General features: G+C 67.4%; 27 protein-coding genes. 11 read left to right on the top strand and 16 right to left on the bottom strand.

The genetic code is table 11. From position 1 onward, the window contains the following. Positions 1 to 22: 22 nt before the first annotated feature. Positions 23 to 952 (bottom strand): CorA family divalent cation transporter, encoded by a 930-nt coding sequence (locus NW198_RS00420; protein ID WP_258339561.1) that lies wholly within the window; start codon positions 950 to 952, stop codon positions 23 to 25. Positions 953 to 1,051: 99 nt separating this feature from the next. Here NW198_RS00420 and NW198_RS00415 point away from each other — a divergent pair, with 99 nt between their 5' ends. Further along, positions 1,052 to 1,324 (top strand): GNAT family N-acetyltransferase, encoded by a 273-nt coding sequence (locus NW198_RS00415; protein ID WP_258339560.1) that lies wholly within the window; start codon positions 1,052 to 1,054, stop codon positions 1,322 to 1,324. 247 nt (positions 1,325 to 1,571) lie between these two features. On the opposite strand, the gene NW198_RS00410 is transcribed toward NW198_RS00415, so the two are convergent. From NW198_RS00410 to NW198_RS00395, 4 genes are all read right to left on the bottom strand, one after another. Beyond that, positions 1,572 to 2,387 carry an MBL fold metallo-hydrolase gene (locus NW198_RS00410; protein WP_258339559.1) on the bottom strand — a complete coding sequence of 272 codons (816 nt, stop codon included), beginning with the start codon at positions 2,385 to 2,387 and terminating at the stop codon, positions 1,572 to 1,574. Between the two features lie 146 nt (positions 2,388 to 2,533). Further along, the gene (locus NW198_RS00405) at positions 2,534 to 3,559 is read right to left on the bottom strand and encodes an aldo/keto reductase (RefSeq protein ID WP_258339558.1); all 1,026 of its coding nucleotides are present in this window, start codon (positions 3,557 to 3,559) and stop codon (positions 2,534 to 2,536) included. A gap of 106 nt (positions 3,560 to 3,665) precedes the next feature. Then, the gene (locus NW198_RS00400) at positions 3,666 to 4,415 is read right to left on the bottom strand and encodes a carboxymuconolactone decarboxylase family protein (protein WP_258339557.1); all 750 of its coding nucleotides are present in this window, start codon (positions 4,413 to 4,415) and stop codon (positions 3,666 to 3,668) included. Between the two features lie 2 nt (positions 4,416 to 4,417). Continuing rightward, a complete protein-coding gene (locus NW198_RS00395) occupies positions 4,418 to 4,783 on the bottom strand; it encodes a cyclophilin-like fold protein (protein ID WP_258339556.1) in 366 nt (121 codons plus the stop codon). A gap of 116 nt (positions 4,784 to 4,899) precedes the next feature. On the opposite strand from NW198_RS00395, the gene NW198_RS00390 reads away from it, so the two are divergent. From NW198_RS00390 to NW198_RS00380, 3 genes are all read left to right on the top strand, one after another. Further along, the gene (locus tag NW198_RS00390; RefSeq protein ID WP_258339555.1) at positions 4,900 to 5,790 is read left to right on the top strand and encodes a LysR family transcriptional regulator; all 891 of its coding nucleotides are present in this window, start codon (positions 4,900 to 4,902) and stop codon (positions 5,788 to 5,790) included. A gap of 61 nt (positions 5,791 to 5,851) precedes the next feature. After that, entirely contained in the window at positions 5,852 to 6,487 is a 636-nt protein-coding gene (locus NW198_RS00385) for a flavodoxin family protein (RefSeq protein WP_258339554.1), read from the top strand. Positions 6,488 to 6,616: 129 nt separating this feature from the next. Beyond that, positions 6,617 to 7,165, top strand: a complete 549-nt coding sequence (locus NW198_RS00380; RefSeq protein ID WP_258339553.1) for a flavodoxin domain-containing protein — start codon at positions 6,617 to 6,619, stop codon at positions 7,163 to 7,165. Between the two features lie 38 nt (positions 7,166 to 7,203). Here the strand turns inward: NW198_RS00380 and NW198_RS00375 are convergent, their stop codons facing one another. The 3 genes from NW198_RS00375 to NW198_RS00365 are packed head-to-tail and all read right to left on the bottom strand — an operon-like array spanning position 7,204 to position 8,672. Then, a complete protein-coding gene (locus NW198_RS00375) occupies positions 7,204 to 7,440 on the bottom strand; it encodes a hypothetical protein (protein ID WP_258339552.1) in 237 nt (78 codons plus the stop codon). A gap of 58 nt (positions 7,441 to 7,498) precedes the next feature. Continuing rightward, a complete protein-coding gene (locus NW198_RS00370; protein WP_258339551.1) occupies positions 7,499 to 8,035 on the bottom strand; it encodes a flavodoxin family protein in 537 nt (178 codons plus the stop codon). A gap of 13 nt (positions 8,036 to 8,048) precedes the next feature. Then, a complete protein-coding gene (locus NW198_RS00365) occupies positions 8,049 to 8,672 on the bottom strand; it encodes a flavodoxin (RefSeq protein WP_258339550.1) in 624 nt (207 codons plus the stop codon). Between the two features lie 166 nt (positions 8,673 to 8,838). Between NW198_RS00365 and NW198_RS00360 the strand changes: the two genes are divergently transcribed. The 4 genes from NW198_RS00360 (at position 8,839) to NW198_RS00345 (ending at position 11,038) form a co-directional block, all read left to right on the top strand. Beyond that, positions 8,839 to 9,480: a TetR family transcriptional regulator gene (locus NW198_RS00360; protein WP_258339549.1), complete on the top strand. Its 642-nt coding sequence runs from the start codon at positions 8,839 to 8,841 to the stop codon at positions 9,478 to 9,480. 408 nt (positions 9,481 to 9,888) lie between these two features. Then, positions 9,889 to 10,098, top strand: a complete 210-nt coding sequence (locus NW198_RS00355; protein WP_087315390.1) for a helix-turn-helix transcriptional regulator — start codon at positions 9,889 to 9,891, stop codon at positions 10,096 to 10,098. Between the two features lie 5 nt (positions 10,099 to 10,103). After that, entirely contained in the window at positions 10,104 to 10,598 is a 495-nt protein-coding gene (locus tag NW198_RS00350; protein WP_258339548.1) for a hypothetical protein, read from the top strand. Positions 10,599 to 10,639: 41 nt separating this feature from the next. After that, complete coding sequence (locus NW198_RS00345; protein ID WP_258339547.1) at positions 10,640 to 11,038, top strand: pyridoxamine 5'-phosphate oxidase family protein; 399 nt, start codon at positions 10,640 to 10,642, stop codon at positions 11,036 to 11,038. 102 nt (positions 11,039 to 11,140) lie between these two features. On the opposite strand, the gene NW198_RS00340 is transcribed toward NW198_RS00345, so the two are convergent. Continuing rightward, positions 11,141 to 11,347: a hypothetical protein gene (locus NW198_RS00340; RefSeq protein ID WP_087315396.1), complete on the bottom strand. Its 207-nt coding sequence runs from the start codon at positions 11,345 to 11,347 to the stop codon at positions 11,141 to 11,143. A 60-nt stretch (positions 11,348 to 11,407) separates the two neighbouring features. Beyond that, on the bottom strand, positions 11,408 to 12,271 hold the full coding sequence (locus NW198_RS00335; RefSeq protein WP_258339546.1) for an MBL fold metallo-hydrolase: 864 nt from the start codon (positions 12,269 to 12,271) through the stop codon (positions 11,408 to 11,410). A gap of 125 nt (positions 12,272 to 12,396) precedes the next feature. Between NW198_RS00335 and NW198_RS00330 the strand changes: the two genes are divergently transcribed. Then, complete coding sequence (locus NW198_RS00330; RefSeq protein ID WP_087315401.1) at positions 12,397 to 12,873, top strand: universal stress protein; 477 nt, start codon at positions 12,397 to 12,399, stop codon at positions 12,871 to 12,873. Positions 12,874 to 12,953: 80 nt separating this feature from the next. On the opposite strand, the gene NW198_RS00325 is transcribed toward NW198_RS00330, so the two are convergent. Beyond that, positions 12,954 to 13,559, bottom strand: a complete 606-nt coding sequence (locus NW198_RS00325; RefSeq protein ID WP_258339545.1) for a TetR/AcrR family transcriptional regulator — start codon at positions 13,557 to 13,559, stop codon at positions 12,954 to 12,956. A gap of 114 nt (positions 13,560 to 13,673) precedes the next feature. After that, positions 13,674 to 13,826, bottom strand: a complete 153-nt coding sequence (locus tag NW198_RS00320) for a hypothetical protein (RefSeq protein ID WP_258339544.1) — start codon at positions 13,824 to 13,826, stop codon at positions 13,674 to 13,676. 305 nt (positions 13,827 to 14,131) lie between these two features. Between NW198_RS00320 and NW198_RS00315 the strand changes: the two genes are divergently transcribed. Further along, entirely contained in the window at positions 14,132 to 15,574 is a 1,443-nt protein-coding gene (locus tag NW198_RS00315) for a radical SAM protein (protein WP_258339543.1), read from the top strand. Positions 15,575 to 15,702: 128 nt separating this feature from the next. Here the strand turns inward: NW198_RS00315 and NW198_RS00310 are convergent, their stop codons facing one another. From NW198_RS00310 to NW198_RS00295, 4 genes are all read right to left on the bottom strand, one after another. Next, entirely contained in the window at positions 15,703 to 16,584 is an 882-nt protein-coding gene (locus tag NW198_RS00310) for a DMT family transporter (RefSeq protein ID WP_258339542.1), read from the bottom strand. A gap of 334 nt (positions 16,585 to 16,918) precedes the next feature. After that, positions 16,919 to 17,776: an alpha/beta hydrolase gene (locus tag NW198_RS00305; protein WP_258339541.1), complete on the bottom strand. Its 858-nt coding sequence runs from the start codon at positions 17,774 to 17,776 to the stop codon at positions 16,919 to 16,921. Continuing rightward, positions 17,757 to 18,152: a hypothetical protein gene (locus NW198_RS00300; RefSeq protein ID WP_258339540.1), complete on the bottom strand. Its 396-nt coding sequence runs from the start codon at positions 18,150 to 18,152 to the stop codon at positions 17,757 to 17,759. Before NW198_RS00300 ends, NW198_RS00305 begins: the two co-directional genes overlap by 20 nt. 126 nt (positions 18,153 to 18,278) lie before the next feature. Further along, positions 18,279 to 19,280 (bottom strand): DUF389 domain-containing protein, encoded by a 1,002-nt coding sequence (locus NW198_RS00295; RefSeq protein ID WP_258339539.1) that lies wholly within the window; start codon positions 19,278 to 19,280, stop codon positions 18,279 to 18,281. A 104-nt stretch (positions 19,281 to 19,384) separates the two neighbouring features. Here NW198_RS00295 and NW198_RS00290 point away from each other — a divergent pair, with 104 nt between their 5' ends. Beyond that, the gene (locus tag NW198_RS00290; RefSeq protein WP_258339538.1) at positions 19,385 to 20,545 is read left to right on the top strand and encodes an ABC transporter substrate-binding protein; all 1,161 of its coding nucleotides are present in this window, start codon (positions 19,385 to 19,387) and stop codon (positions 20,543 to 20,545) included. Positions 20,546 to 20,549 lie beyond the last annotated feature (4 nt).

Below are 20,549 nucleotides of genomic sequence, written 5' to 3'. Positions count from 1 at the left end.
ATACCCCTCCTGCGGGCGCCTATCAACCTCGCCGCTCACCGCCCCCGCGGCGCCGCTCGCCAAAGCTCAGCCAGCCGTGGTGCCAGAAGAACGCCACCTCAACGGCCACGATCACCACGCACGCCACGATCACCGCGGCGTAGCCCCACGGCACGTCGAAGAGTGCCATGTGCGGGAAGTTCATGCCGTACCACCCGGTGACGAGGGTGAGCGGCATCACGATCGTGGTCACGACCGTGAGCCACTGCATGACGTTGTTCTGCCGCACGTCGATGGACTCCTGGTAGAGGCTGTGCACCTGCAGGCTGTAGTCCTGCAGCGACTCCAGGCGCATGGCGAGCCGTCCCAGCAGGCGCGCGAGCGAGCGGAGCCGAGTGCGGTCCGCAGGCGCCACGAGGCCGGAGTCGTCCTCGGCGAGCTCGGCAGCAAGGTCCGACATGCCCTGATAGAACGTGTCGAGCCCGAGCATGCGGCGCGAGTCCGCCATCATCTTGCGCCGGTCCGGGCGCTCACGGCCCTCGAGGACCTGCTGCTCCATCAGCTCGAAGTCCTCGCGCATGCGAGAGAGGCGCGCCGGATGGTCGCGCAGAAGCTCGCGGAGCAGCGCGCAGAGAGCGCCTGCCGGCCCCTCGACGCGCGCTCGGTCCTCCACGGCCCGGCCGAGCACCGTGGCGCAGATGTCCCCGTCATCAATGAGCAGCAGCTCATTGGTGGTAAGGATGAAGCCAAAGCGACGCCGCCCGCTCGGCGTGACCACAAGCCCCGCCGCCCCGGTGGACGTGCGCTCCAGAAAGGGCATCGCGGCATGCTCGAGCTGGTCGAGGACCTCGCGCTGCGTGTGGGAGAGCGGGCGTGACCGCGCCTCGTCCAGGCGCAGGAGAGCGGCGACGCGCGCACCGTCCTTCTCGCCCGTCGCAAGATGCCCGTTTGCGATGTGCCAAGCCCGTGCCATAGTGCGCCCCCGCCCGCTGCCGCCAACCGTCCTCGTTGGAGGTTCTACCCGTTGCCGTGTGAGACAATAGCCCCGCAGACCGCAATCGAAGGAGACGTCATGGACTGGATCATGGAGCGCGACCGCGTGCAGGTGCTGGACGAGGCCTGGAACGTGCTGGCCGAGGTGACCTTCCCGCAGGTGGTGCCGGGCATCGTGGAGATCAACCACACCTTTGTGGACGAGAGCCTGCGCGGCCGGGGCGTCGCGGGCGAGCTTTTGGGCCGCGCCGTCGCGAGCATCGCCGCGAGCGGCTACTACGCGCGTCCCACGTGCTCGTACGCCGTCAGCTGGTTCGAGAAGCACCCGGAGCACGCCGCGCTGCTGGCGTAGTGGGCGCGAGGGGGTCCGGTGGCGTGCACTTCTCGGCATCACCCGTGGACGTGCCCGCACTTCTCGCCCCGTGCAAGAAGTGCGGGCCGGAGCGCACTCGATGCGCGCACTTGAGAAGAGACGCCTAGAGCACGCCCGCACCTGTTCATCAAAAGCTCCCAAACAGCCCGCACTCGATGCCCGCACTCATGAGTGCGGGCGCCGTCTTGAACAATGCCGAGAAGTGCGCGCAGCTCCCGGCCCCTCGCTACAGGACGACCGGCTCGCCGGGCAGCGGGGCGAGCACGCGCTCGGGGTTGGTCACATGGTCGGCGAGCGCGCGCGGGTCGCCGTTGAAGGTCGACCAGTCCGGGGCGTCGACCGTGCCCCAGTGGATGCACAGCAGCCGCGCGCCCGGGTAGACGTTGGCGAGGCGCACCGCCCCGTCGAAGGTGATGTGCCACTCGTTGTCAGAGAAGTCCAGGAGGATGAGCTCGGGCTCGGGCATCTCCAGGTGCTCCGGCAGCAGCCGGGAGTCGCCCGGCAGCCAGATCGATCCGTCCGGCGTGTCGAGCCAGTAGCCGCAGTAGTCCTCGCGCGCCCACGTACGCCAGGACCACTTGGCGGAATCGTTTTGCCAGGTGTGCCACGCGGGCGTGAGGCGCGCCGTCACCGAGCCCACCGAGAAGGACTCTCCGATGTCGTGGCCGACGCCGGGCAGGCCCTCCTCGCGCGCGACCTGCGCCACGTAGCGCGGGGCGTGGTAGGCGGGGTACACGTCGGCGAGGTCGTGGCAGGTGGGGCGGCTGAAGTGGTCTTTGTCGATGTGCGTGATCAGGACGGCGTCGAGCGCGGGCACGTCCGCGGGCGCCACCGGCGCGTCAAAGAGCACGGGCATGTCAAAGCCCTCGAGCACGGGGTCGACCATGACGCGCGTGCCGCGGGCGTTGAGCAGGATGCCCGCGCCACCGAGCCACGTCACCGTCGTGTCCGCGCGGGCCGCGAACGCCTCCGGGCCCACGGGCGCGGCCCCGGCCGGCACCGCCTGGTTCTTCTCGTTGGTGGTGACACCCTTCAACTCCATAGCGCCTCCATTCTGTCAATTGGGGACGGGTTATTTCGTGCAGACGCTTTGGGACAGGTTTCTGACCGCAGAGAGGCCGGGATGCCAAACCTGTCCCAAACCGTCTGCACGAAATAACCCGTCCCCAATTGACACACCCGACAGGCTTACTTTGCGTTGGGGTTGGTCGTGCCTGCGAGGGGCTTCTCGCCGGGGCGGGCAGCCGGGCCCACGAGCTCGTGCGCCACATAGGGCTCCTCGAGGTAGGCGACCTCCTCGGCCGTGAGCACCACGTCGAGCGCCGCCACCGCGTCGTCAACGCGCGCCGGCGACGAGCAGCCCACGATCGGGGCCTCCACGCCGCGCGCCCAGTGCCAGGCGAGCGCGATGCGCGACATGGGGACGTCGTGGCGCTCTGCCAGCTTGGCAACGCGCGCGACGATGGGCATGTCGCGCTCGCGGTCGGCGTCGTACTTGTTGCGCACCACGACGTCGGTGCGGCTGCGCGCCGAATCGCTCTCCCAGGTGGGGCGGCACAGATGCCCGGACGCCAGCGGGCTGTAGGGCGTGAGCGCCATGTCATACTGGCGGCACACGGGAATCATCTCGCGCTCATCCTCGCGGTAGAGCAGGTTGTAGTGGCACTGCATGCTCGTGAACGGGGTCCAGCCGTTCTTCTCGGCCACGACCTGCATGTTGTGGAGCTGGTAGGCGTACATCGCGCTCGCGCCGAGGGCGCGCACCTTGCCCGCGCGCACGAGGCCGTCGAGTGCCTCCATGGTCTCCTCCATCGGCGTCTCGTAGTCAAAGCGGTGGATGATGTAGAGGTCCAGGTAGTCCGTGCCCAAGCGCTGGAGCGTGCCGTCGATCTCACGGTTGATCGCCTCGCGCGAGAGCCCGCCCTCATTGAAGAAGACCTTGCTGGCCAGGACCACCTGGTCGCGCGGGATGCCCAGCTCGCGCAGGGCGGCGCCGATGTACTCCTCGCTCGTGCCGTGCGCGTAGCAGTTGGCCGTGTCGATGAAGTTCACGCCCAGCTCGAGCGCACGCGCGATCACCGCGCGCGTCTCCTCCGGGCCGATGGTCCACTGGTGGAAGTCCGCCGAGGGCGCGCCGAAGCTCATGCCGCCGAGGCAGAGGCGCGAGATCTTGATGCCGGAGTGCCCGAGCGTCGTGTAGGTCATCTCTGCCATGATGCAACCTTTCTGTCAATTGGGGACGTGTTTTTTCGTGCACATAACCTGTCCCAAACTGTCTGCACGAAATAACACGTCCCCAACGTGCAGTTCCAACGTACAGTTACGCGGGGTACTGCTCATCGGTGACGGGCTCAAGCCACTCGTTGGAGCAGTTCTCGCCCGGCGCCTCGAAGGCGATGTGGCTGAACCAGCTGTCGCGCGCGGCGCCATGCCAGTGCTTGACGCCCGCCGGGATCGCCACGACGGTGCCCGGTGTGAGCTCCTGCGGTTCCTTGCCCCACTCCTGGTACCAGCCGCGACCGTCTGTGCAGACGAGAATCTGCCCGCCGCCCTTCTCGGCATTGTGCACGTGCCAGTTGTTGCGGCAGCCCGGCTCGAAGGTGACGTTGGCAAGGCCGACGCCGCACTCGGCGGCGCTGGTCAGCGGATTCAGGTACGAGTTGCCGATGAAGTACTGCGCGTAGGCGTCGTTGGGACTGCCCAGACCGAACATGGGCGAGAAGGACGTGCCCTCGCCGGCGTCCGCCTCGTCCCCGTAGACCTTGAGCGCCACGCGGAACGCCGCCCACGCGTTGGGCCAGCCGGCATAGAACGCCTCATGGGTGAGAATCTCCGCCATCTCCTCGCGCGTGACGCCGTTCTTGCGCGCCGTGGCCATGTGATACTCAAACGAGCTGTCCACCATGCCCTTGGCCACGAGCGTCACCACGGTCACGATCGAGCGCATCTTGAGGCTGAGCTGCCCCTCGCGGCTCCACACCTCGCCAAAGAGCACGTCATCGTTGAGTTGCGCGAACTTGGGGGCGAGCTTGCCCAGCTGGTCGCGCCCCGCCGTCTGCTTAACTGCCATGTCTATCTCCTCTCTGTGCGCTCGATGCGCACGTCAACTGTGCCGGTAAGGCCGCGCAGCGCCTCGAGCGGGCCCGCCGCATGCCCCAGCGTGACCTGGCCGCCATAACGCGCGGAGTTGCGCTCGTCGTCGAAGAAGAGCGCAAGCCAGTCACCCTCGGGCTTGTAGTTGAGGTCGCCGTCGGACCAGCCGGGGTGAACGTCGGCGGCGTCGTGCGGCAGCGAGAAGGGCAGCTGCCCGCAGCATCCCACGCTCGAGGCGCTCATGGAAAGCGCCTGCGGGAGCTGCGCCGCAAGCGCGCGTGCGGCAGCGGAGCCGTTCAGCTCCACGGGCACCGCAACCTCACCAATCCGCAGCTCAACCCTCACGTCTGCCTCCCATGAGACAAAGGGACAGTCCCTTTTCATCATTTTGCTTCGCAGTGCTCAGAGCTACAATTGCTTATATCGCATATCGTGATATGCATTGATGTAATGGAGCAGCCATGGAACTCCGAACCCTTCGCTACTTCCTCGCCGTATGCGAGCACGGGACGATGTCGCGCGCGGCCGAGGCGCTGCACGTGACGCAGCCGGCGCTCTCCCGGCAGATCGCCGCCCTCGAGCGTGAGCTCGGCACCCCGCTCCTCGAGCGCCGCAGCCGCAGCGTCACGCCCACCGAGAAGGGCCTCTACCTGCGGCGACGCGCCCAGGAGATCGTCGGTCTCGCGGAGCAGACCGCAGCGGACCTCACGCACGGCGAGAACATCGTGGAGGGCGACGTCTTCATCGGCGCCGGCGAGTCCGAGGGCATGCGCGTGATCGCCCGCCACGTGCGCGCCTTTCGCGAGAAGTACCCCGGCGTGCGCTTTCACCTGCACAGCGGCAACGCTCCCGACCTCATCGAGCGCCTGGAGCATGGCGTCGACGACTTCTCCGTGCTCATGAGCTACCCCGACGTTGACCGCTACGCCCACCTGCGCCTCTCCCCCACCGACGCCTGGGGCGTCCTCATGCGCGACGACGACCCGCTGGTCGCCCGCGACACGGCAAGCCCCGCCGACCTTCTCGACGCGCCGCTCATCGTACCGGAGCGCCATGCCAAGGGCGGCGGGCTCACCGGGCTTCTCGCCACGTGGTTTGGCGACCGCGCGGGCGAGGCCACCATCGCGACGACGTACAACCTCGCCTACAACGGAGCCCTGCTCGCGCGCGAGGGCGTGGGCCGCATGCTCTCCTTCGACGGGCTCACGACGGTGGGGCCGGGCACGGGGCTGGAGTTTCGCCTGCTCTTCCCGCCGCTCGTCTCGGTCATCGACCTCGCCTGGAAGCGCGACGTCCCCCTCGGCGACGCAGCACGACGGTTCCTGGAGCTCGTCCGAGCGGGGAATCTGTAAATTGGGGACTGTCCCCAATTTACAGACGGAAGCGTCCCTTCGTACCAGATAGGAGAATCCCATGAAGGTCATACTCGTGAACGGAAGCCCGCACAAGGCGGGGAGCACCAACCGCGCGCTCGAGGAGGTGGCGCGCACGCTGGAGGCCGAGGGCGTGGAGGCGGAGATCTTCTGGATCGGCGCGCGGCCCGTGGGCGGCTGCGTGGCCTGCGGCGGCTGCGCCAAGCTCGGCCGCTGCGCGTTCGACGACGTGGTGAACGAGTTCCGTCCCAAAGCAGCCGAGGCCGACGGCTTTGTCTTTGGCGCGCCGGTGCACTACGCCCACGCCGCAGCGTCGCTGTTGGGCTTCATGGACCGCCTCTTCTACAGCAACGGCCGTGCGGGCGAGAAGAACGTGCTCGCGTACAAGCCGGCGGCGGCCGTGGCGAGCGCCCGACGCGGCGGCACCACCTCTGCCTTCGACGACATCAACAAGTTCTTCACCATCGCGCAGATGCCGGTCGTGAGCTCGCGCTACTGGAACAACGTGCACGGCAACGTGGCGGCAGAGACCGAGCAGGACGCCGAGGGCCTCTGGACCATGCGCCAGCTCGGGCGCAACATGGCGTGGATGCTCAAGTGCCTCGATGCGGGCCGCGCGGCGGGTGTTCCGCTGCCCTCTCAGGAGGCTGGCCAGCAGACGAACTTCATCCGGTAGTGACCGCCGCGACGACGGCCAGAGCCCTTCACGCCTGCATCTCGCAGGCGGCTTACCTGGAGCTGACGTCGACCCCGTACACTGGCGAGAAGAACGTGGACAATCCACCCTCCGTCGAAAGGGGTCGCCATGGGCGCGGTCGTCGCATTCTGCTCGCAGACGGGCTCTGCCAAGAGATACGCCGACTGGCTCGCGGAGGAGCTCGGATGCCGGATGGTCCCGCTCGAACAAATCGAGGTCGTCGCCGCGGACGCGGACCTCGTGGTCCTCTGCAGCTGGTTCCACGCGGCATCGCTCAAGGGGGCAAAACGGTTCCGGGCCTATATGGCGGCGCATGGCGAGAAGCGCTATGCCGTGGTTGCCGTGGGCGCTACGCCCATGCCCAGCGAGCTCTGGCCCGCAAGCGAGCACGAGGAGGCGTTCCGACGCTCCTTCCCCGCAGGCGCCTACCCCGACATGCCATGGTGCTACTGCCAGGGCGGCTTTCACTTCGAGCGGCTCGGCGCGGTTGACAAGGCCATGATGCGCATCTACTTCAAGATGCTCGAAGGCGAGGCGCGCAAGGGCGACCAGCGCTCGGGCACGGCCCTCGCCCAGATGCGCGAGGGCTACGACGGCTGCGAGCGCAGCTACCTCGATCCGCTGGTCACCGAACTCCGAGCACGCGGTTGGGCGTAGGGACAACCCACGAGGTTCTTCTCGCCCTCCCCTCGCGCTCACGCCGCGGCGATCGCAAGCGTGCCCGCCACCAGAAGCACGAGACCGCCCAGCTCGCGACGCCCCAGCCGCTCGCGCAGCACCAGCGCGGAGAAGGCCAGCACCACGCCCGTGCGCAGCGCCGTCACCAGGCCGGAGTCCGTCTCGCGCACGCCGAGCTTGGCGAGAACCGCCGTCACGCCCGCAAAGAGCGCCGAGCCAACCGCCGCCAGCAGCCACATGCCGCATGCCCCCATCGATCCCCCCACTGTTGTAGCACATGGCATGACGGAGCGCGGGGGCTGCCGCGTCCCTTTACAGCGAGCGCCCCAGCTCGAAGGCATGCTGCGGGGCATCCGTGGCGCGCGTCATGGACGGCGTGCCGCAGCCGTAGCCGAGCACGCGGCCGCAGTCTCTCAGGTCGAGATAGCGGACCAGCGTGTCGTAGTGAGCCTCAAGCGCGTCGAAGGTCCAGCTGTCCGCGTTCCACGCCACGGCGAGGAGGACGGAGCGCAGGCGCCGCGCGGTGATGGCGGAGTTCTCTGAGCAGAACCGGTCGATCACGGCCTTGAGCTGGGCCGTCATAGCGTAGTAGTAGAGCGGTGTGGCCAGGGCCAGGACGTCGGCGGCGAGGATCTTCTCGAGGATCGAGACCATGCCGTCGCGCTGGACGCACGGGCGCGCGCCGTAGCCGCAGGCCACGCAGCCCGTGCAGGTCCTCACGTCCGCCTGCGCCACGTCAATGCGCTCGACCTCGTGTCCCGCCTGGCGCGCGCCGCGCGCGAACTCCTCGCAGAGGATGGCGGTGGAGCCGTCGCGGTTGGGGCTCCCCTGCAAGATGACGACGTTCATGATCTTCCCCCTCCTACAGCCCCAGGCCGGCGACCCAGGCCGCCGCATCATCGCCGGCACCGGCAGAGAAGCGCTCGCCCTCGAGCCAGTTGCCGGTGCCGGCGAGCTCCGCAAGGCGCTCGGCGCTGCCCCCGATGCCCGAGGAACCAGAGGTGCAGAACGGCATCACGGTCTTCTCGCCAAAGTCGTTGCCCGCCACGAACGTGCGCAACGGCCAGGCCGCCTCACCCCACCAGATCGGATAGCCGAGAAGGACCGTGTCGTAGTCGGTCCAGCCGTCGGGCGTGACCTGCGCGAGCTCGGGGCTGGCTCCGTCCGCGTGCTCGACGCTCACACGGGAGGCATCGTCGTTGTAGTTGAGATCCGCCTCCGTGTAGGGCTGCGCCGCCTCGATGGCGAAGACGTCCGCCCCCAGGCGCTCGGCGATCGCGGCAGCCACGCCCTCCGTGTTGCCCGTGGCCGAGAAGTACGCGACAAGGGTCGCGCCAGCGGGCGCGGCGTCCGCCGCGGGAGCGTCCTCGACCGGCTTCGTTGCCGGAGTCGCCGCAGGCCCCTCGCTCTTCTCGCCGGAGCAACCGACCAGGAGCGCGGCCGTACCCGCAGCGGTAACTGCCAGGAAGTTCCTTCTCGTCAGCATGCTCTTCTCCTTACATCAAACCTTTGCGCTAATTGGGGACTGTCCCCAATTAACAGGTCTTAAGTTACGTTGCGTTGCGTATCTTGTCAAAGGTTAGGTGACGTTGTTTTTCTTATTTTCTCGATAAGCTGCGGTATACTTTCCTCGTACACGGTTTGGAGGAGTCATGGCAGAGTTCATCCGAGCGCGCAGCGCCGAGCAGAAGGGGCAGCGCCTCGAAGAGATCAAGGGGGCCGTCCGCAGACAATTTGCCGCGCGCCCCTACCACGAGATCACGCTCACGACGATCGCCGACGAGCTCGGTTGGTCGCGCGCCAACCTGTACAAGTACGTCAGCACCAAGGAGGAAATCTTCCTGCTCCTGACCGCGGACGAGATGGATTCGTACTTCAACGCCCTGCTCACCGCCCTGCCCGAGGGCTGCGGGCTTGCCCCGGACACCGTGGCCGAGGTCTGGGCGGGCATCGCCAACGCACACCAGGAGTACTTCCGCCTAGGCGACCTGCTCACCACGATCGTGGAGACCAACGTCACCGTCGAGCGCCTCATGGTCTTCAAGCGCGCCTACTACGACCACGTCGCCCGGATGCGCGAGCACCTGCCTCTCATCCTCGACATCGAGCCCGAGCGCGTGGAGCCCCTGCTCGTGGCCATCTACTACCATGCGACTGGCCTGGTCAGCGGCTGCTGGAGCAACCCGCTCATCGCGGAGGCGCTCGAGCGGCTCCGGATTGAGCGACCCGAGACGGACTTCCGCGCCGAGATGCGCGACTTCATCGGGATGTGCCTCGGTCACTACGCGCGATAGCTGCCTCGATTGCCCACGCAGCGCGCGAGGGCATGCTTTTTTGGCCTTCAGTCCATATTGCCGGCCTGCCGGATACAAAACCAGTCTTTAATCCATGGAAAAATGGCGGTCTGGCGATGGGTCCCTTTTCTTTACTTTGCTTAATACGTCTTAGAGTTTAATCAGCAGATGCCCGCCACGTCCAATCGCCTGCTTTTCCATGGATCGAAGGCCGGTTTTGTATCCGGCGAACGAGAAAAATGGATTGAAGCCTCATTTTGCAGAGCAAACCTCACCTCACTCCGAGTGCGCTTTCGACGATTCCCTTGCAAAAAGAGAATTGCAAAGTCTGCTTGTCTTTTTTTGCAAAGCGTACTATGCTTATCTTGCAAAGCAGGCTTTGCATATCTCCGGCACGAGAGGAGGCCCATGCGAACGCGCATCAAGGAGCTGCGCCGAGCGCGCAAGATGAGCCAGGCCGAGCTCGCCGACGCCGTGGGCACCACGCGGCAGACAATCACGTCCATCGAGGTGGGAAAATACACCGCCTCCCTGCCGCTCGCCTACAGGATCGCTCGGTACTTTGGCCTCACGATCGAGGACGTCTTTGACTTTTCCGACATTGATGAGGAGCTGTGATCGCCATGAAGAACACCGCCGAAGCGCTGCGCACCACCATCCGCCGCCGCCTACGCCGCGAGAGAATCCTGCTTGCCGTTATGTTCGCCGCATGGGCGTCCCTGGTCGCGCTCATCACGACCGACACGCTCCCCGCCCTGCACGGAGACGCACGCATCTCGGGCTTCCTCTCGGGGTTCATGATGGGCATGTTCACCGTCGCCGCTGGCATCACCGCACGACAGGTCCTCAGCCTGCGCCGCGCCCTTCGCGACGAGGCTGAGCTGCGCCGCTTCCTTGCCCGCGAGAACGATGAGCTCCAAGCCCACCTCGAGCGAGAGGTCGCGCGCGCCTACGTGCAGCTGCTACCCGCGCTCGCCGTGGTGGCCGTCCTCGTGGGGGCGCTCGTGAGCTTTGAGTCCATGGTCTCCGTGGCGGCCACGCTGGTTTTTCTCGCGCTCGTCCTGCTCGCCGTGAAGATCTACTACAAGCGCGCCCTCGCGACCCCCGAAGCGGAGTAAAGTGGCGACGACGACCGTTTTCGCACGCGAAAGGAGCTCCCATGGACGAGGTCCTCGCATATCTCAAGGCCAACCCCACCTACTTCCTGGCAACCGTCGACGAGGCGGGCAACCCGCAGGTTCGCCCCTTTGGGACCATCGCCAAGTTCGAGGGCAAGCTCTACATCCAGACCGGGCGCGTGAAGCCCGTCTCCGAGCAGATGCTCGCCCACCCGCGCGTGGCCATCTGCGCGACCGGCGCCGACGGCACGTGGCTGCGCGTCACGGCCGACGCCTTGCTCGACGACCGGCTCGAGGCGCGCGAGGCAGTGCTCGCGGAGTATCCCGAGCTCCAGCCCATGTACGCCGCCGATGACGGCAACTGCGAGGTCTTTGCGCTGGAAAACGTCACCGCCACGTTCTGCTCGTTCACGGCGGAGCCGTATACGATCCGCTGGTAGAAGCTCAGAAAGGGCGCCGGAGCCGCCCCCAGGGGCCTCAGCTCTGGCGCCCGCCGAGGCGCGCCCCGGTGCGCGCCTCGTCCTTTGCAACCCCTCGCGCCCCTAGTCGAGACGGTCGCGGTCGTCGCGCCCGGGGAACTCGATGTGAATCTTCCCGCCGCGCACGAAGAACCAGATGACCACGATGACAAAGATCGCCGGCAGCAGCGAGAGCGCCCCAGCGACGATGTTCACCAGGAACGACACCACAAGCGACACGACAAACGCCACGACGAGCAGCGTGAGAATCAGGCCAATGAGCCCGGACATGCGAGCCTCCGATCACGAGTTTCCTAGGCGCAGTATACCCGTCCGCGCCACGCGACTCGCCTACAGCTTCACGCGGCTCCCCACGTGCAGGTAGCCCACGCGCTCGCGCAGCGTGTCGCGCAGCAGGGCAAACGCGTCGGTCCCGGTACAGTGGAACGTGAGGTAGCGCGTGGGCCGCGCGGCAAGCTCGGCCGCGAGCGCACGCGTGAGCTCCGGGTCCTCCACGGTGCCGCCGCTCGGGTCCATCAGGTGAAAGCCCGCCACGACCGCGTCGAGCGGACCGCTCGCCAGCTCCTCCGCGGCGTCCATGATGTTGAGGATGCCGCCGTGCGAGCAGCCGGAGACCAAGTAGCGACGGTCGCTCTCGACGATCAGCAGGCTCTGCTCGTGCAGGAAGCGGTCCGGCGCAAGCGCACCGTCACGCCGCTCCATCAGGCGCCGGTTGGAACGCGCCGCCGGATGGTCGCGCCGTGCGGTCGAGAAGAGCGTGAGCCCGTCGCCCACCTCGCACCTCTCGCCCACCATGACCACATGCGGGTCCGTCGCGAGCGCCGGGTCCAGCCCGATCGCGTGATGGCGCTCCGGCGTACCGGAGACGTGCTCCTCGAAGGCATGCTCGCGCACGTGGACGGGAACGTCGCGTCCCGCCTTCCCGCACGCGTCCAGAAAGGCGCGCAGGCCGCCGCCGTGGTCGTAGTGCCCGTGGGAGAGCACCGCAAGGTCGGCCATGGTGACGTCCACGCCGAGCGCGCGAGCATTGGCGAGAAAGGCGTCGTCCGGACCCATGTCAAACAGGACGCGCCGTCCGTCGGCAAGTTCGAGCCAAAGCGAGAGGCCATGCCGGGCCGCCAGGCGGCTCGACGGCGTGCAGTTCTCCATCAGCACCGTGACACGCACGTTCTTCTCGCCCCCTAACCGCTGCACTGAGACGCTCCCCTCATATCATACGCCCGCGGACAAGTCGGCCGCGCTTGCCGAAGCGTCGAAAGCTCGGCCCACCGACGGGTATAAACGCCGATAAGCGCCAAACCCGGCACGAGGAGGTAACCATGTACTTTAAAAACATCCTGGTTCCCTACGACGAGTCCGACCACGCAAAGAGCGCCCTGCACATAGCGCTTGGTCTGGCCGGCCCCTACGAGACCGCGAAGGTGCACGTGGTGACCGTCATCCCCTCCTCGACCCTGCCCAATCCCACGCTGCTCGGAGACATTGGCCTCGACACACCCTATGCGGTCGGCGACCCCTCGACCTACGAGCGCATCCTCGAGTCGGTGGTGCAGAGCACGGTCGCAGACATCCAGAACGTGGTGGACGAGTCCCGCGACGACGCGAAGTGCAAGATCGTGGCCGACGCCGTCATCTCCGATTCCGCGCTCGAGGGGATCGTCGACTACGTCACGAGCCGTGACATCGACCTCGTGGTCATGGGGCGCCGGGGCCTGGGCGCGCTGCGCGGCATGCTCGGCAGCGTGAGCTTTGGCGTGCTGCGCTCCGTCGACGTCCCGGTGCTCACGGTGAAGTAGCGGGCGCAGCACGGCTTTCCGGGTTGCTTAGAATATGCGCCTCGTCCGAGGTTCGGGCAGGGCGCGCGAAGGCCCCGCCCCTAGTGCATCAGCGCCGCCGTCCCGCCCTCGAGCAGCTGGCTCGCGTAGCGCGTCACCTCGGTGAGCGGCACGGCGCGGTCCGAGAGCAGCCACCAGCGATACAGCGAGAAGAGCCCGCCGAGCCCAAACGCGAGCAGCATCTCCAGCTCCTCGTCCGGCACGTCCCCGCGAACGAAGCCGCGCTCGACGCTCTGTCGCGCCAGCGGGCGCGAGAGGTGCTCGAAGAGCAGCTCGGAGGGCACGTGCTCGCAGTAGCCGCGCCCGAGCGTCTCGTTTTGGCTCAGGTACTCGGCGAGCGCGGCGAAGAAGGCGCGCAGCGGCGTCACGTCCGCGGCGGCCTCGACGCGCGCCCGCGTGGCCAGCTCGACCTCGTCGAGCAGCCCTGTGACCACATCGTCGGCGATGGCGTCAAGCAGCCCGTCCACCGACCCAAAGTGCTGGTAGAAGGTCTTGCGATCCACGTCCGCCTCGCGCGCGATCGCGCTCACGGTGATCTGTTCGAGCGGAACCTCCGTGATCAGACGGTCAAACGCCGCGACGATGGCGCGACGGCTGCGCCGCACGCGTCGGTCCACGTGCTCGTCGTTCTTCTCGCCCAGCATCATGAGTGTCCCCTCGGCCGACAGCAAGACGCGCCCCGCCCGGACGGACGAGACGCGCCTATTGTTCCACAGCTGTGGGGGATCGTGGGTCGAGCGAGGCCGGGCGGCCGCCGCAAGCTACGCGATCGGGAACCTGCCGGCGCCGAGGCGCGCATCCAGCTCGGCGAATGCGGGCGCGGAGCTCTTGCTGGCCTCGAGCTTGCGGGAGGCCTCGAGGGAACGGTCTCCGGAGAAGATGCTTGCGAGCAGGTTGCCGAGCTTGCGGCCCATGGTGACCTCCTGAATGGTCGTTTCCCGGCCGCCGCCGGCCGGGGTTCCTGTGCTGTCCGATTATGAAATCTACTCGAAACAATTGGGCCGTTCCAGCGATTTATCACATGTTCATTAGATTCACCGTATTTCCACATTTAGTTCATCTTTGTGTAAATTGCAGTCCACACTGCACCGCCATCTGTGGAATAGGCGCCATGCCCTCCCCCTTCACGGAAGAGACACCTTAACTACTCCACAGATGTGGGTTTTCACCTAACTGGGTATAAACAGAGCGTCCCATCGAGCTCGCGAAAGGACCCAGCATGGCACTGACCCAGTCGGCCGAACGCGCCGCACTCTACAAGCTCATCGACTACGTGGACGAGGATCCCGAGGCCCGCATCCCCAAGATCATGGATACGATCGACAAGTACACCCCGGCGAGCGTCTTTCCCACCCAGCGAGCGGCGTTCCGCAGCGCCATCGACGACCGCAGCAACTGGTACCAGCTCATCCTCAAGGCCTTCCACCTCAATCCGGAGGTGCGCCGGCGCCTGCTCAAGACCTTCATCGTGGACGCCAACATCCTCGCCTGGCCCGTGCAGGAGAAGGCGCGCGACAAGTACGCGTGCAACATCCCCTGGGCCATCCTGCTTGACCCCACGAGCGCCTGCAACCTGCGCTGCACCGGCTGCTGGGCGGCCGAGTACGGGCACGCGCTCAACCTCTCCTACGAGGACATCTGCTCGATCATCGACCAGGGCCGCGAGCTGGGCTGCCACGTCTACATCTACACCGGCGGCGAGCCGCTCGTGCGCAAGGACGACCTCATCCGCATCTGCGAGAAGTACCCCGACTGCGCCTTCCTCTGCTTCACCAACGCCACCCTCATCGACGAGGCCTTCTGTCAGGACATGATCCGCGTGGCCAACTTCGTGCCCGCCATCTCGGCCGAGGGCAACGAGCACACCACCGACGAGCGTCGCGGCGACGGGACCTACGCCAAGATCGAACGGGCGATGGACCTGCTGCGCGCGCACGACCTGCCCTTTGGCATCTCCTGCTGCTGGACGCGCGCCAACGCGGACGCCGTCGCCACCGAGCAGAACATGGACTGGATGATCGAGAAGGGCGCGCTGTTCTGCTGGTACTTCCACTTCATGCCGGTAGGCCGCGCGGCATCCGCCGACCTCATGCCCACGCCCGAGCAGCGCGAGCGGATGTATCGCTTCGTGCGCGAGATGCGCGGCGTTAAGCCGCTCTTCACGCTGGACTTCCAGAACGACGGCGAGTTCGTGGGCGGCTGCATCGCCGGAGGACGTCGCTACCTGCACATCAATGCCGCGGGAGACGTAGAGCCGTGCGTGTTCATCCACTTCGCCAACGCCAACATCCATGACGTGAGCCTGCTCGACGCGCTGCGGTCGCCGCTCTTCATGAAGTACTACCAGAGCCAGCCGTTCAACACCAACCACCTACGACCCTGCCCGATGCTGGAGAACCCGGACGACCTGCCGCGCATGGTCTCCGAGACGGGCGCCCGCTCAACGGACCTCGTGGAGCAGGAGACGCCCGAGCAGCTGCGTGAGAAGACCGCGCCCGCGGCGGCAGCATGGGCCCCGGTGGCCGAGCGGCTGTGGGCGGAACCCGGCGATCCGCTGCACGAGACGCGCCAGCGCTGGAACGAAGGGCAGGCCGAGACCGACGTCACGCGCCTGGCTCGCGTAGGCCGCGACCTCAGGACGCAGCCGGAGCCGCAGCTGTAGGTTCTTCTCGGCTGCTGGGGCGCGGCGGATGGACGGTCCGCGACTCGAAAACGTCCATCCGCCGCACCTCTTCTGTCAAGGTGCGGCGGATGGACGACCCGGGCCGCCAAAACGTCCTGTTGCCGCACCTATTCCGCCCGCGGCGTCACCAGCCACGCGCCCAGTGCCATGAGCGCCAGCGCGGTCAGGAACATCGGCCCCGGCACCGTCTGAAACAGCGCCAGCGAAAGCGCCGCCCCGATGAACGGGTTCACGGCGTAGTAGGCGCTCGTCCGGGCCGCACCCAGGCCTCGCTGGGCGTAGACGTAGAAGAAGATCGAGAGCCCATAGGCGACGAAGCCCAGCAGCAGGGCGGCGGCCGCGTCCGGAAGCGCCGGGAGCGCGTCGCCGGCGAGAAGGGCCACCGCAAGCGCGCCCGCGCCGGAGCCAAACCCCTTTACGACGACCACCTGGGCGGGGTCCTTCTCGGAGAGCCGACTCGTGCAGTTGTTTTCGACTCCCCAGCACAGGCACGCGCCGAGCACCAAAAGCGAGCCCGAGGAGAAGCTCAGCGCGCCGGCGCCCTCGAGGCTGAGCAGCGCGCACGACGCCGTGATCACGGCGATGCCCGCCCAGGTGCGGGGCGCCACGCGCTCACGGAAGGCCGCGAAGGCGATGACCGCCGTCGCCACGATCTCGAAGTTGTTGAGCAGGGCCACGTTCTCGGGGGCGGCGTGCGCGAGGCCCGCCATGAGCAGAATGGGCGCCGCAACGTCGAGCAGAACCATGGCCACGACGTAGGGAGCATCCGCGCGCTCGAGCGGAATCTCCTCGGACGTCGCGCGCCGCGCAACTGCCCGCGCCCCCGTCAGCACCGCCATCCCAGCGCCCGCGCCCAAGTAGAGCAGGGCAGCCATCATGTTGGGCGCGACGTTTCCCAGAAGCACCTTGGAACACGGCGTTGAGAGCGCGTAGAGGCACGCTGCCAGAAAGGCGGCCGCCACGAAGCGTCCGGCTGATTTCCGCGCCATGAGCCTCCCCTCCCGCACGTCCGCCGTGCCTGCAAGGATACACAAGTCTTCGACCGGGCCTACGCCAGGCCTTCGGCACGAGTTCACCTGCAAAATCGGCTTTCAGTCCATTTTCCCCGGCCTCCCGGAACAAAACCCGCCTTCGATCCATGCATTTTTCAGCCCGCGACGCGCCCATGACTAAGAAAACTTTAATTAATACAACCTTGGATGAATCTATCAGAGAAAAGTAAGGCCGCGACAGCTCATTTCGCATGGATCGGAGGCGAGTTTTGATTCCAGCCACCGGGTAATATGGACTGAAGGCAGTTTTTGCAGACGGCGCAAGCGGAGACTAGCCTTCCAAAGGCGCGTCATCGAGATGGGAGTGCGCGTCGCCTCGTCCGATCCACTCGATCACGAGGTCGAACCAGTGCGCGACGTGCGGATTCACACAGTCGCACCAGCGCGCGGACTGCTCGGTCGCAAGCGAGAGCCCGTGGCGGCCCGCGTGAAACACATGGCACTCGTGGTCGACGCCGTGTGAGGCAAGCGCCTCGGCGTAGAGGTAGGCGTTGCGGACGGGGACCGTCTCGTCCGTAGCGGTATGCCAGAGGAAGGTCCGCGGCGTGTCGGGCCCCACCAGGTCCTGGGCGCGGCGCAGCGGCGAGCCGACGTCGCAGACGCACGCGGCGTAGGCGGAATCGGGCGGCCAGCCGGCGCCAAGGTCAACGACGGGATAGCAGAGCACCTGCCAATCCGGCCGCGCGACGCTGGGAGAGACCCCCGCCCGGGCGAGAAACGCCTCGTCGCGCATGACGCCCGCATAGGATGCGCAGAGGTGCGCCCCCGCGGAGCAGCCGAGCACGCCGAGGTCCTTCTCGTCCACGAGCCACTCGTCCGCACGGGACCGCACCAGGGCGAGCGCCCGCGCCAGGTCGAGCTGCGGGGCGGGAAGCAGCGGCCCGGTCTCCGCGTCGTCGAGCACGGTGTAGTCGAGCACGAAGGCCTGGAGCCCGCGGGCGACGAGCGCGAGCGCGATGGGCTCGGCCTCCAGATCCGAGCAGAAGGCGTACCCGCCGCCGGGGCAGATCAGCACCCCGGGGCGCCGACGCGAGACCTGCGCCTCGACATTGTCCTGCACGTATGCCGTGAGCGTGGCACCCCTGGGCCCATAGCCCGCGCTCGGTAGCTCAATCTTCTGGACGCGCATCTTGCCCTCCCTTGGAGCCCCTCTTCCTGGCCAGGTCAACCACGAGCACGACGCCCGCGATGACGAGAAGAACGACGCCTCCCGCCGCCAGCGCCAGGGCGACCATTGCCAGCGAGCCCGAAAAGGCCACTGTCGCCGGGAGAAACAGCAGCAGCCAGCCTCCGCCCGCGGCAGTGTCCACCGTGTCGAGGTATCCGACAAAACTCGTACGAGCTCCCCATACGGCGAGTAGGCCCAGCAGCAGGCAGACTGCCGCGGCTATGCCCAGGTAGCGCGCGACGCAGCGAAGGTCCGTCCTGCCGCCGTCCGATCCGCCACGATCCGGCGAGACGGGCTCGCCGCCGTCCGACCTCTGGATGAACGGACCGTCGTCCACAAGGCCCCCTCTCGGATGCTTTGCCCCCCATTGTACCGAGCGGCGCGCGGCGGGCCGTCCGTGACCACCGAGGTTCTTGTCCTCCCTAGGGGACAAGAACGGCGTGCCGTCCGTGACCGCCGCCCGCTACGAGCCGGTGACGACGCGCTGCTCCTCCAGGACAGAGACCGAGACGCTCTGCACGCCCACGTCCTTCTCGTCCAGCGTGTCGCTGAGGCCACGCGCGTCGGGAACGTCGCCATGGCCGACGATCCGCACGTAGACGTCCTCGCCGTCGACCTCGAGCCCCTCCACGCGGTAGTCGGAGCCGTCAAGCCACGCCGCCGTGACGTCCTGGACCTGCCGCTCGCGCTGCGTCACGCTGAGCACGTCCATGCTCGTGGAGAAGAGCAGGCCCACCACCACGGCCATCGCCAGCGCCACCAGCGCGTACCAGATCTGGCGCGCCTGGGCGCCCACCTCGGAGAGGCGTCGCGCCCCGAGGCCCATGAGCAGGTAGACGAGGCCGCCCATGACCTGGATGGCCAGGAAGTTGGTGAAGAAGAGCGTGAAGGCGCCCACCGCCGCACTCGGCACGCCCTCGTAGATGCCCGCGCCCACCACGCACAGCGGCGGCACGATCGAGGCCGAGATCGCCACGCCGGGCACCGCGTCGGGGATGTCGGCGCGCATCGAGGCGAGCGCCGCCATGAAGCCCGCGGCCAGCGCGATGATCAGGTCGACCAGACGCGGCGAGACGCGGCAGAGCACCTGCGAGTTGGTCTCCATGTCCGCGGCCACGGGGATGAGCGCGGTCACGCAGGCGGACGCCACGACCACGAGCGCCATGCCAAAGACCACGAGCGCGAGCGTGCGCAGGGCCTGACGCGGCCGACCCATGGCGGTGGCGAGCGCCGTCCCCAGCATGGGCGACATCAGCGGCGCGATGAGCATGGCGCCGATGATCGTCGTAGCGGAGTCACTGGCGATGCCGGCGGTCGCCACGACCGTGGCCGCGAGCAGCCGCATGAAGAAGCTCGAGTACTGGCGCAGCGGGTCGTCCACGAGCATGAGCGTCGAGCGCTCGGCGCCGAGAAGGACCTTGCGGTCGAGCTCTCCGCCCAGCAGCAGCTTTGAGATGGCGTTCATCGCGCCCCTTTCAACGGAAGTCAACGCCGCCAATGATACGGCCTCGCGACGTGACGGCCGGCGGGCGTATCATGGGAGCAGCATCTCGTTGAATTGGAGTCCCCGTGAGCACGTCTGTCTCTCGCCGGTCCGCCGTCGGGCTCGGCCTTCTCGCGCCCCTGACCCTGGCCGGCTGCTCCGGCCGGGACGCGGCGACGGGCGAGAAGGACGCCGGTTCGCAGGGCCTCTCCGCGCTCGGCGAGGCGACGCCCGTGCCGCTCGCGCATGCCACGCAGTTCTCGCTGGACGCCTACGAGGGCGGATTCCGGCTCGCGAGCCTCGCCAGCGGGGAGCGCTTCCTCGTCGTGCCCGAAGGCGCCGACGCGCCGGAGGACCTGCCCGACGACGTCGCCGTGATACGCCGCCCGCTCGAGAGCGTCTACCTGGTCTCCACCGCCATGATCTGCCTCGTCGACGCCATCGGGGCGCTCGACGCCGTGGGCGTCTCGTCCGTGCGCGCCGAGGACTCCCCCGTCGAGGGCTTCGCCGCGCGCCTGAAGGACGGCACCATTGCCTATGGCGGCATCTACCGCGCCCCGGACTACGAGCTCATCGCCTCCGCGGGCTGCCCGCTCGCGATCGAGAACACCAACATCGACCACGTGCCCGAGGTCCGCGCCAAGCTCGAGGAGCTCGGCGTGACCGTGCTCATGGAGCAGTCCAGCCGCGAGGAGGGCATGCTGGGACGACTGGAGTGGATCCGCCTCATGGGCACGCTCTTTGGCCGCGAGGACGAGGCGACCGCGGTCTTCGACGAGATCGCAGCCGGCGTGGAGGCGGCCTCGCAGGGCGGCTCCACGGGCCGAACCGTCGCCTTCTTCTACATCAACGAGGACGGCGCCGCGGTGACGCGCCGCGCGGGCGACTACTTCTGCCAGATGATCGAGGCCGCGGGCGGCGCCTACGTGAGCTTTGACGCCACGGGCGCCGCGGACTCCTCCCCCACCACCATCACCGTCGAGATGGAGCGCTTCTACGAGGCCGCACACGACGCGGACGTCATCATCTACAACGGGACCATCGACGACGGGGTCACCAGCCTCGCCGAGCTGGTCAGGAGAAACGCGCTGCTCGCCGACTTCCGCGCCGTGCGCGAGGGAAGCGTCTGGACCTGCGACTCCAATCTCTACCAGCAGATCACCAGCATGGCGGAGATCATCTTCGACCTGCGCGCCGCCATCTCCGGCTCCGGGGAGCCGACGAGCTACGTCTGGAAGCTGGCCTGACGTG

Origin of the sequence: Thermophilibacter sp. ET337, from assembly GCF_024733715.1 — a bacterium.
Lineage (GTDB): Bacteria > Actinomycetota > Coriobacteriia > Coriobacteriales > Atopobiaceae > Thermophilibacter.
Note: the sequence above shows the minus strand (reverse complement) of the source record. Positions and strands in the feature narration are given on the sequence as shown.

Bases quoted from the DNA above. Each gene is read 5' to 3' on its own strand.
- NW198_RS00365 (WP_258339550.1), bottom strand. From the start codon at position 8,672: ATGCTGACGAGAAGGAACTTCCTGGCAGTTACCGCTGCGGGTACGGCC.
- NW198_RS00340 (WP_087315396.1), bottom strand. From the start codon at position 11,347: ATGTCCGGGCTCATTGGCCTGATTCTCACGCTGCTCGTCGTGGCGTTT.
- NW198_RS00330 (WP_087315401.1), top strand. From the start codon at position 12,397: ATGTACTTTAAAAACATCCTGGTTCCCTACGACGAGTCCGACCACGCA.
- NW198_RS00320 (WP_258339544.1), bottom strand. From the start codon at position 13,826: ATGGGCCGCAAGCTCGGCAACCTGCTCGCAAGCATCTTCTCCGGAGAC.
- NW198_RS00375 (WP_258339552.1), bottom strand. From the start codon at position 7,440: ATGGGGGCATGCGGCATGTGGCTGCTGGCGGCGGTTGGCTCGGCGCTC.
- NW198_RS00415 (WP_258339560.1), top strand. From the start codon at position 1,052: ATGGACTGGATCATGGAGCGCGACCGCGTGCAGGTGCTGGACGAGGCC.
- NW198_RS00325 (WP_258339545.1), bottom strand. From the start codon at position 13,559: ATGATGCTGGGCGAGAAGAACGACGAGCACGTGGACCGACGCGTGCGG.
- NW198_RS00345 (WP_258339547.1), top strand. From the start codon at position 10,640: ATGGACGAGGTCCTCGCATATCTCAAGGCCAACCCCACCTACTTCCTG.
- NW198_RS00355 (WP_087315390.1), top strand. From the start codon at position 9,889: ATGCGAACGCGCATCAAGGAGCTGCGCCGAGCGCGCAAGATGAGCCAG.
- NW198_RS00310 (WP_258339542.1), bottom strand. From the start codon at position 16,584: ATGGCGCGGAAATCAGCCGGACGCTTCGTGGCGGCCGCCTTTCTGGCA.
- NW198_RS00405 (WP_258339558.1), bottom strand. From the start codon at position 3,559: ATGGCAGAGATGACCTACACGACGCTCGGGCACTCCGGCATCAAGATC.
- NW198_RS00350 (WP_258339548.1), top strand. From the start codon at position 10,104: ATGAAGAACACCGCCGAAGCGCTGCGCACCACCATCCGCCGCCGCCTA.
- NW198_RS00410 (WP_258339559.1), bottom strand. From the start codon at position 2,387: ATGGAGTTGAAGGGTGTCACCACCAACGAGAAGAACCAGGCGGTGCCG.
- NW198_RS00360 (WP_258339549.1), top strand. From the start codon at position 8,839: ATGGCAGAGTTCATCCGAGCGCGCAGCGCCGAGCAGAAGGGGCAGCGC.
- NW198_RS00385 (WP_258339554.1), top strand. From the start codon at position 5,852: ATGAAGGTCATACTCGTGAACGGAAGCCCGCACAAGGCGGGGAGCACC.
- NW198_RS00295 (WP_258339539.1), bottom strand. From the start codon at position 19,280: ATGAACGCCATCTCAAAGCTGCTGCTGGGCGGAGAGCTCGACCGCAAG.
- NW198_RS00370 (WP_258339551.1), bottom strand. From the start codon at position 8,035: ATGAACGTCGTCATCTTGCAGGGGAGCCCCAACCGCGACGGCTCCACC.
- NW198_RS00315 (WP_258339543.1), top strand. From the start codon at position 14,132: ATGGCACTGACCCAGTCGGCCGAACGCGCCGCACTCTACAAGCTCATC.
- NW198_RS00400 (WP_258339557.1), bottom strand. From the start codon at position 4,415: ATGGCAGTTAAGCAGACGGCGGGGCGCGACCAGCTGGGCAAGCTCGCC.
- NW198_RS00305 (WP_258339541.1), bottom strand. From the start codon at position 17,776: ATGCGCGTCCAGAAGATTGAGCTACCGAGCGCGGGCTATGGGCCCAGG.
- NW198_RS00420 (WP_258339561.1), bottom strand. From the start codon at position 952: ATGGCACGGGCTTGGCACATCGCAAACGGGCATCTTGCGACGGGCGAG.
- NW198_RS00380 (WP_258339553.1), top strand. From the start codon at position 6,617: ATGGGCGCGGTCGTCGCATTCTGCTCGCAGACGGGCTCTGCCAAGAGA.
- NW198_RS00390 (WP_258339555.1), top strand. From the start codon at position 4,900: ATGGAACTCCGAACCCTTCGCTACTTCCTCGCCGTATGCGAGCACGGG.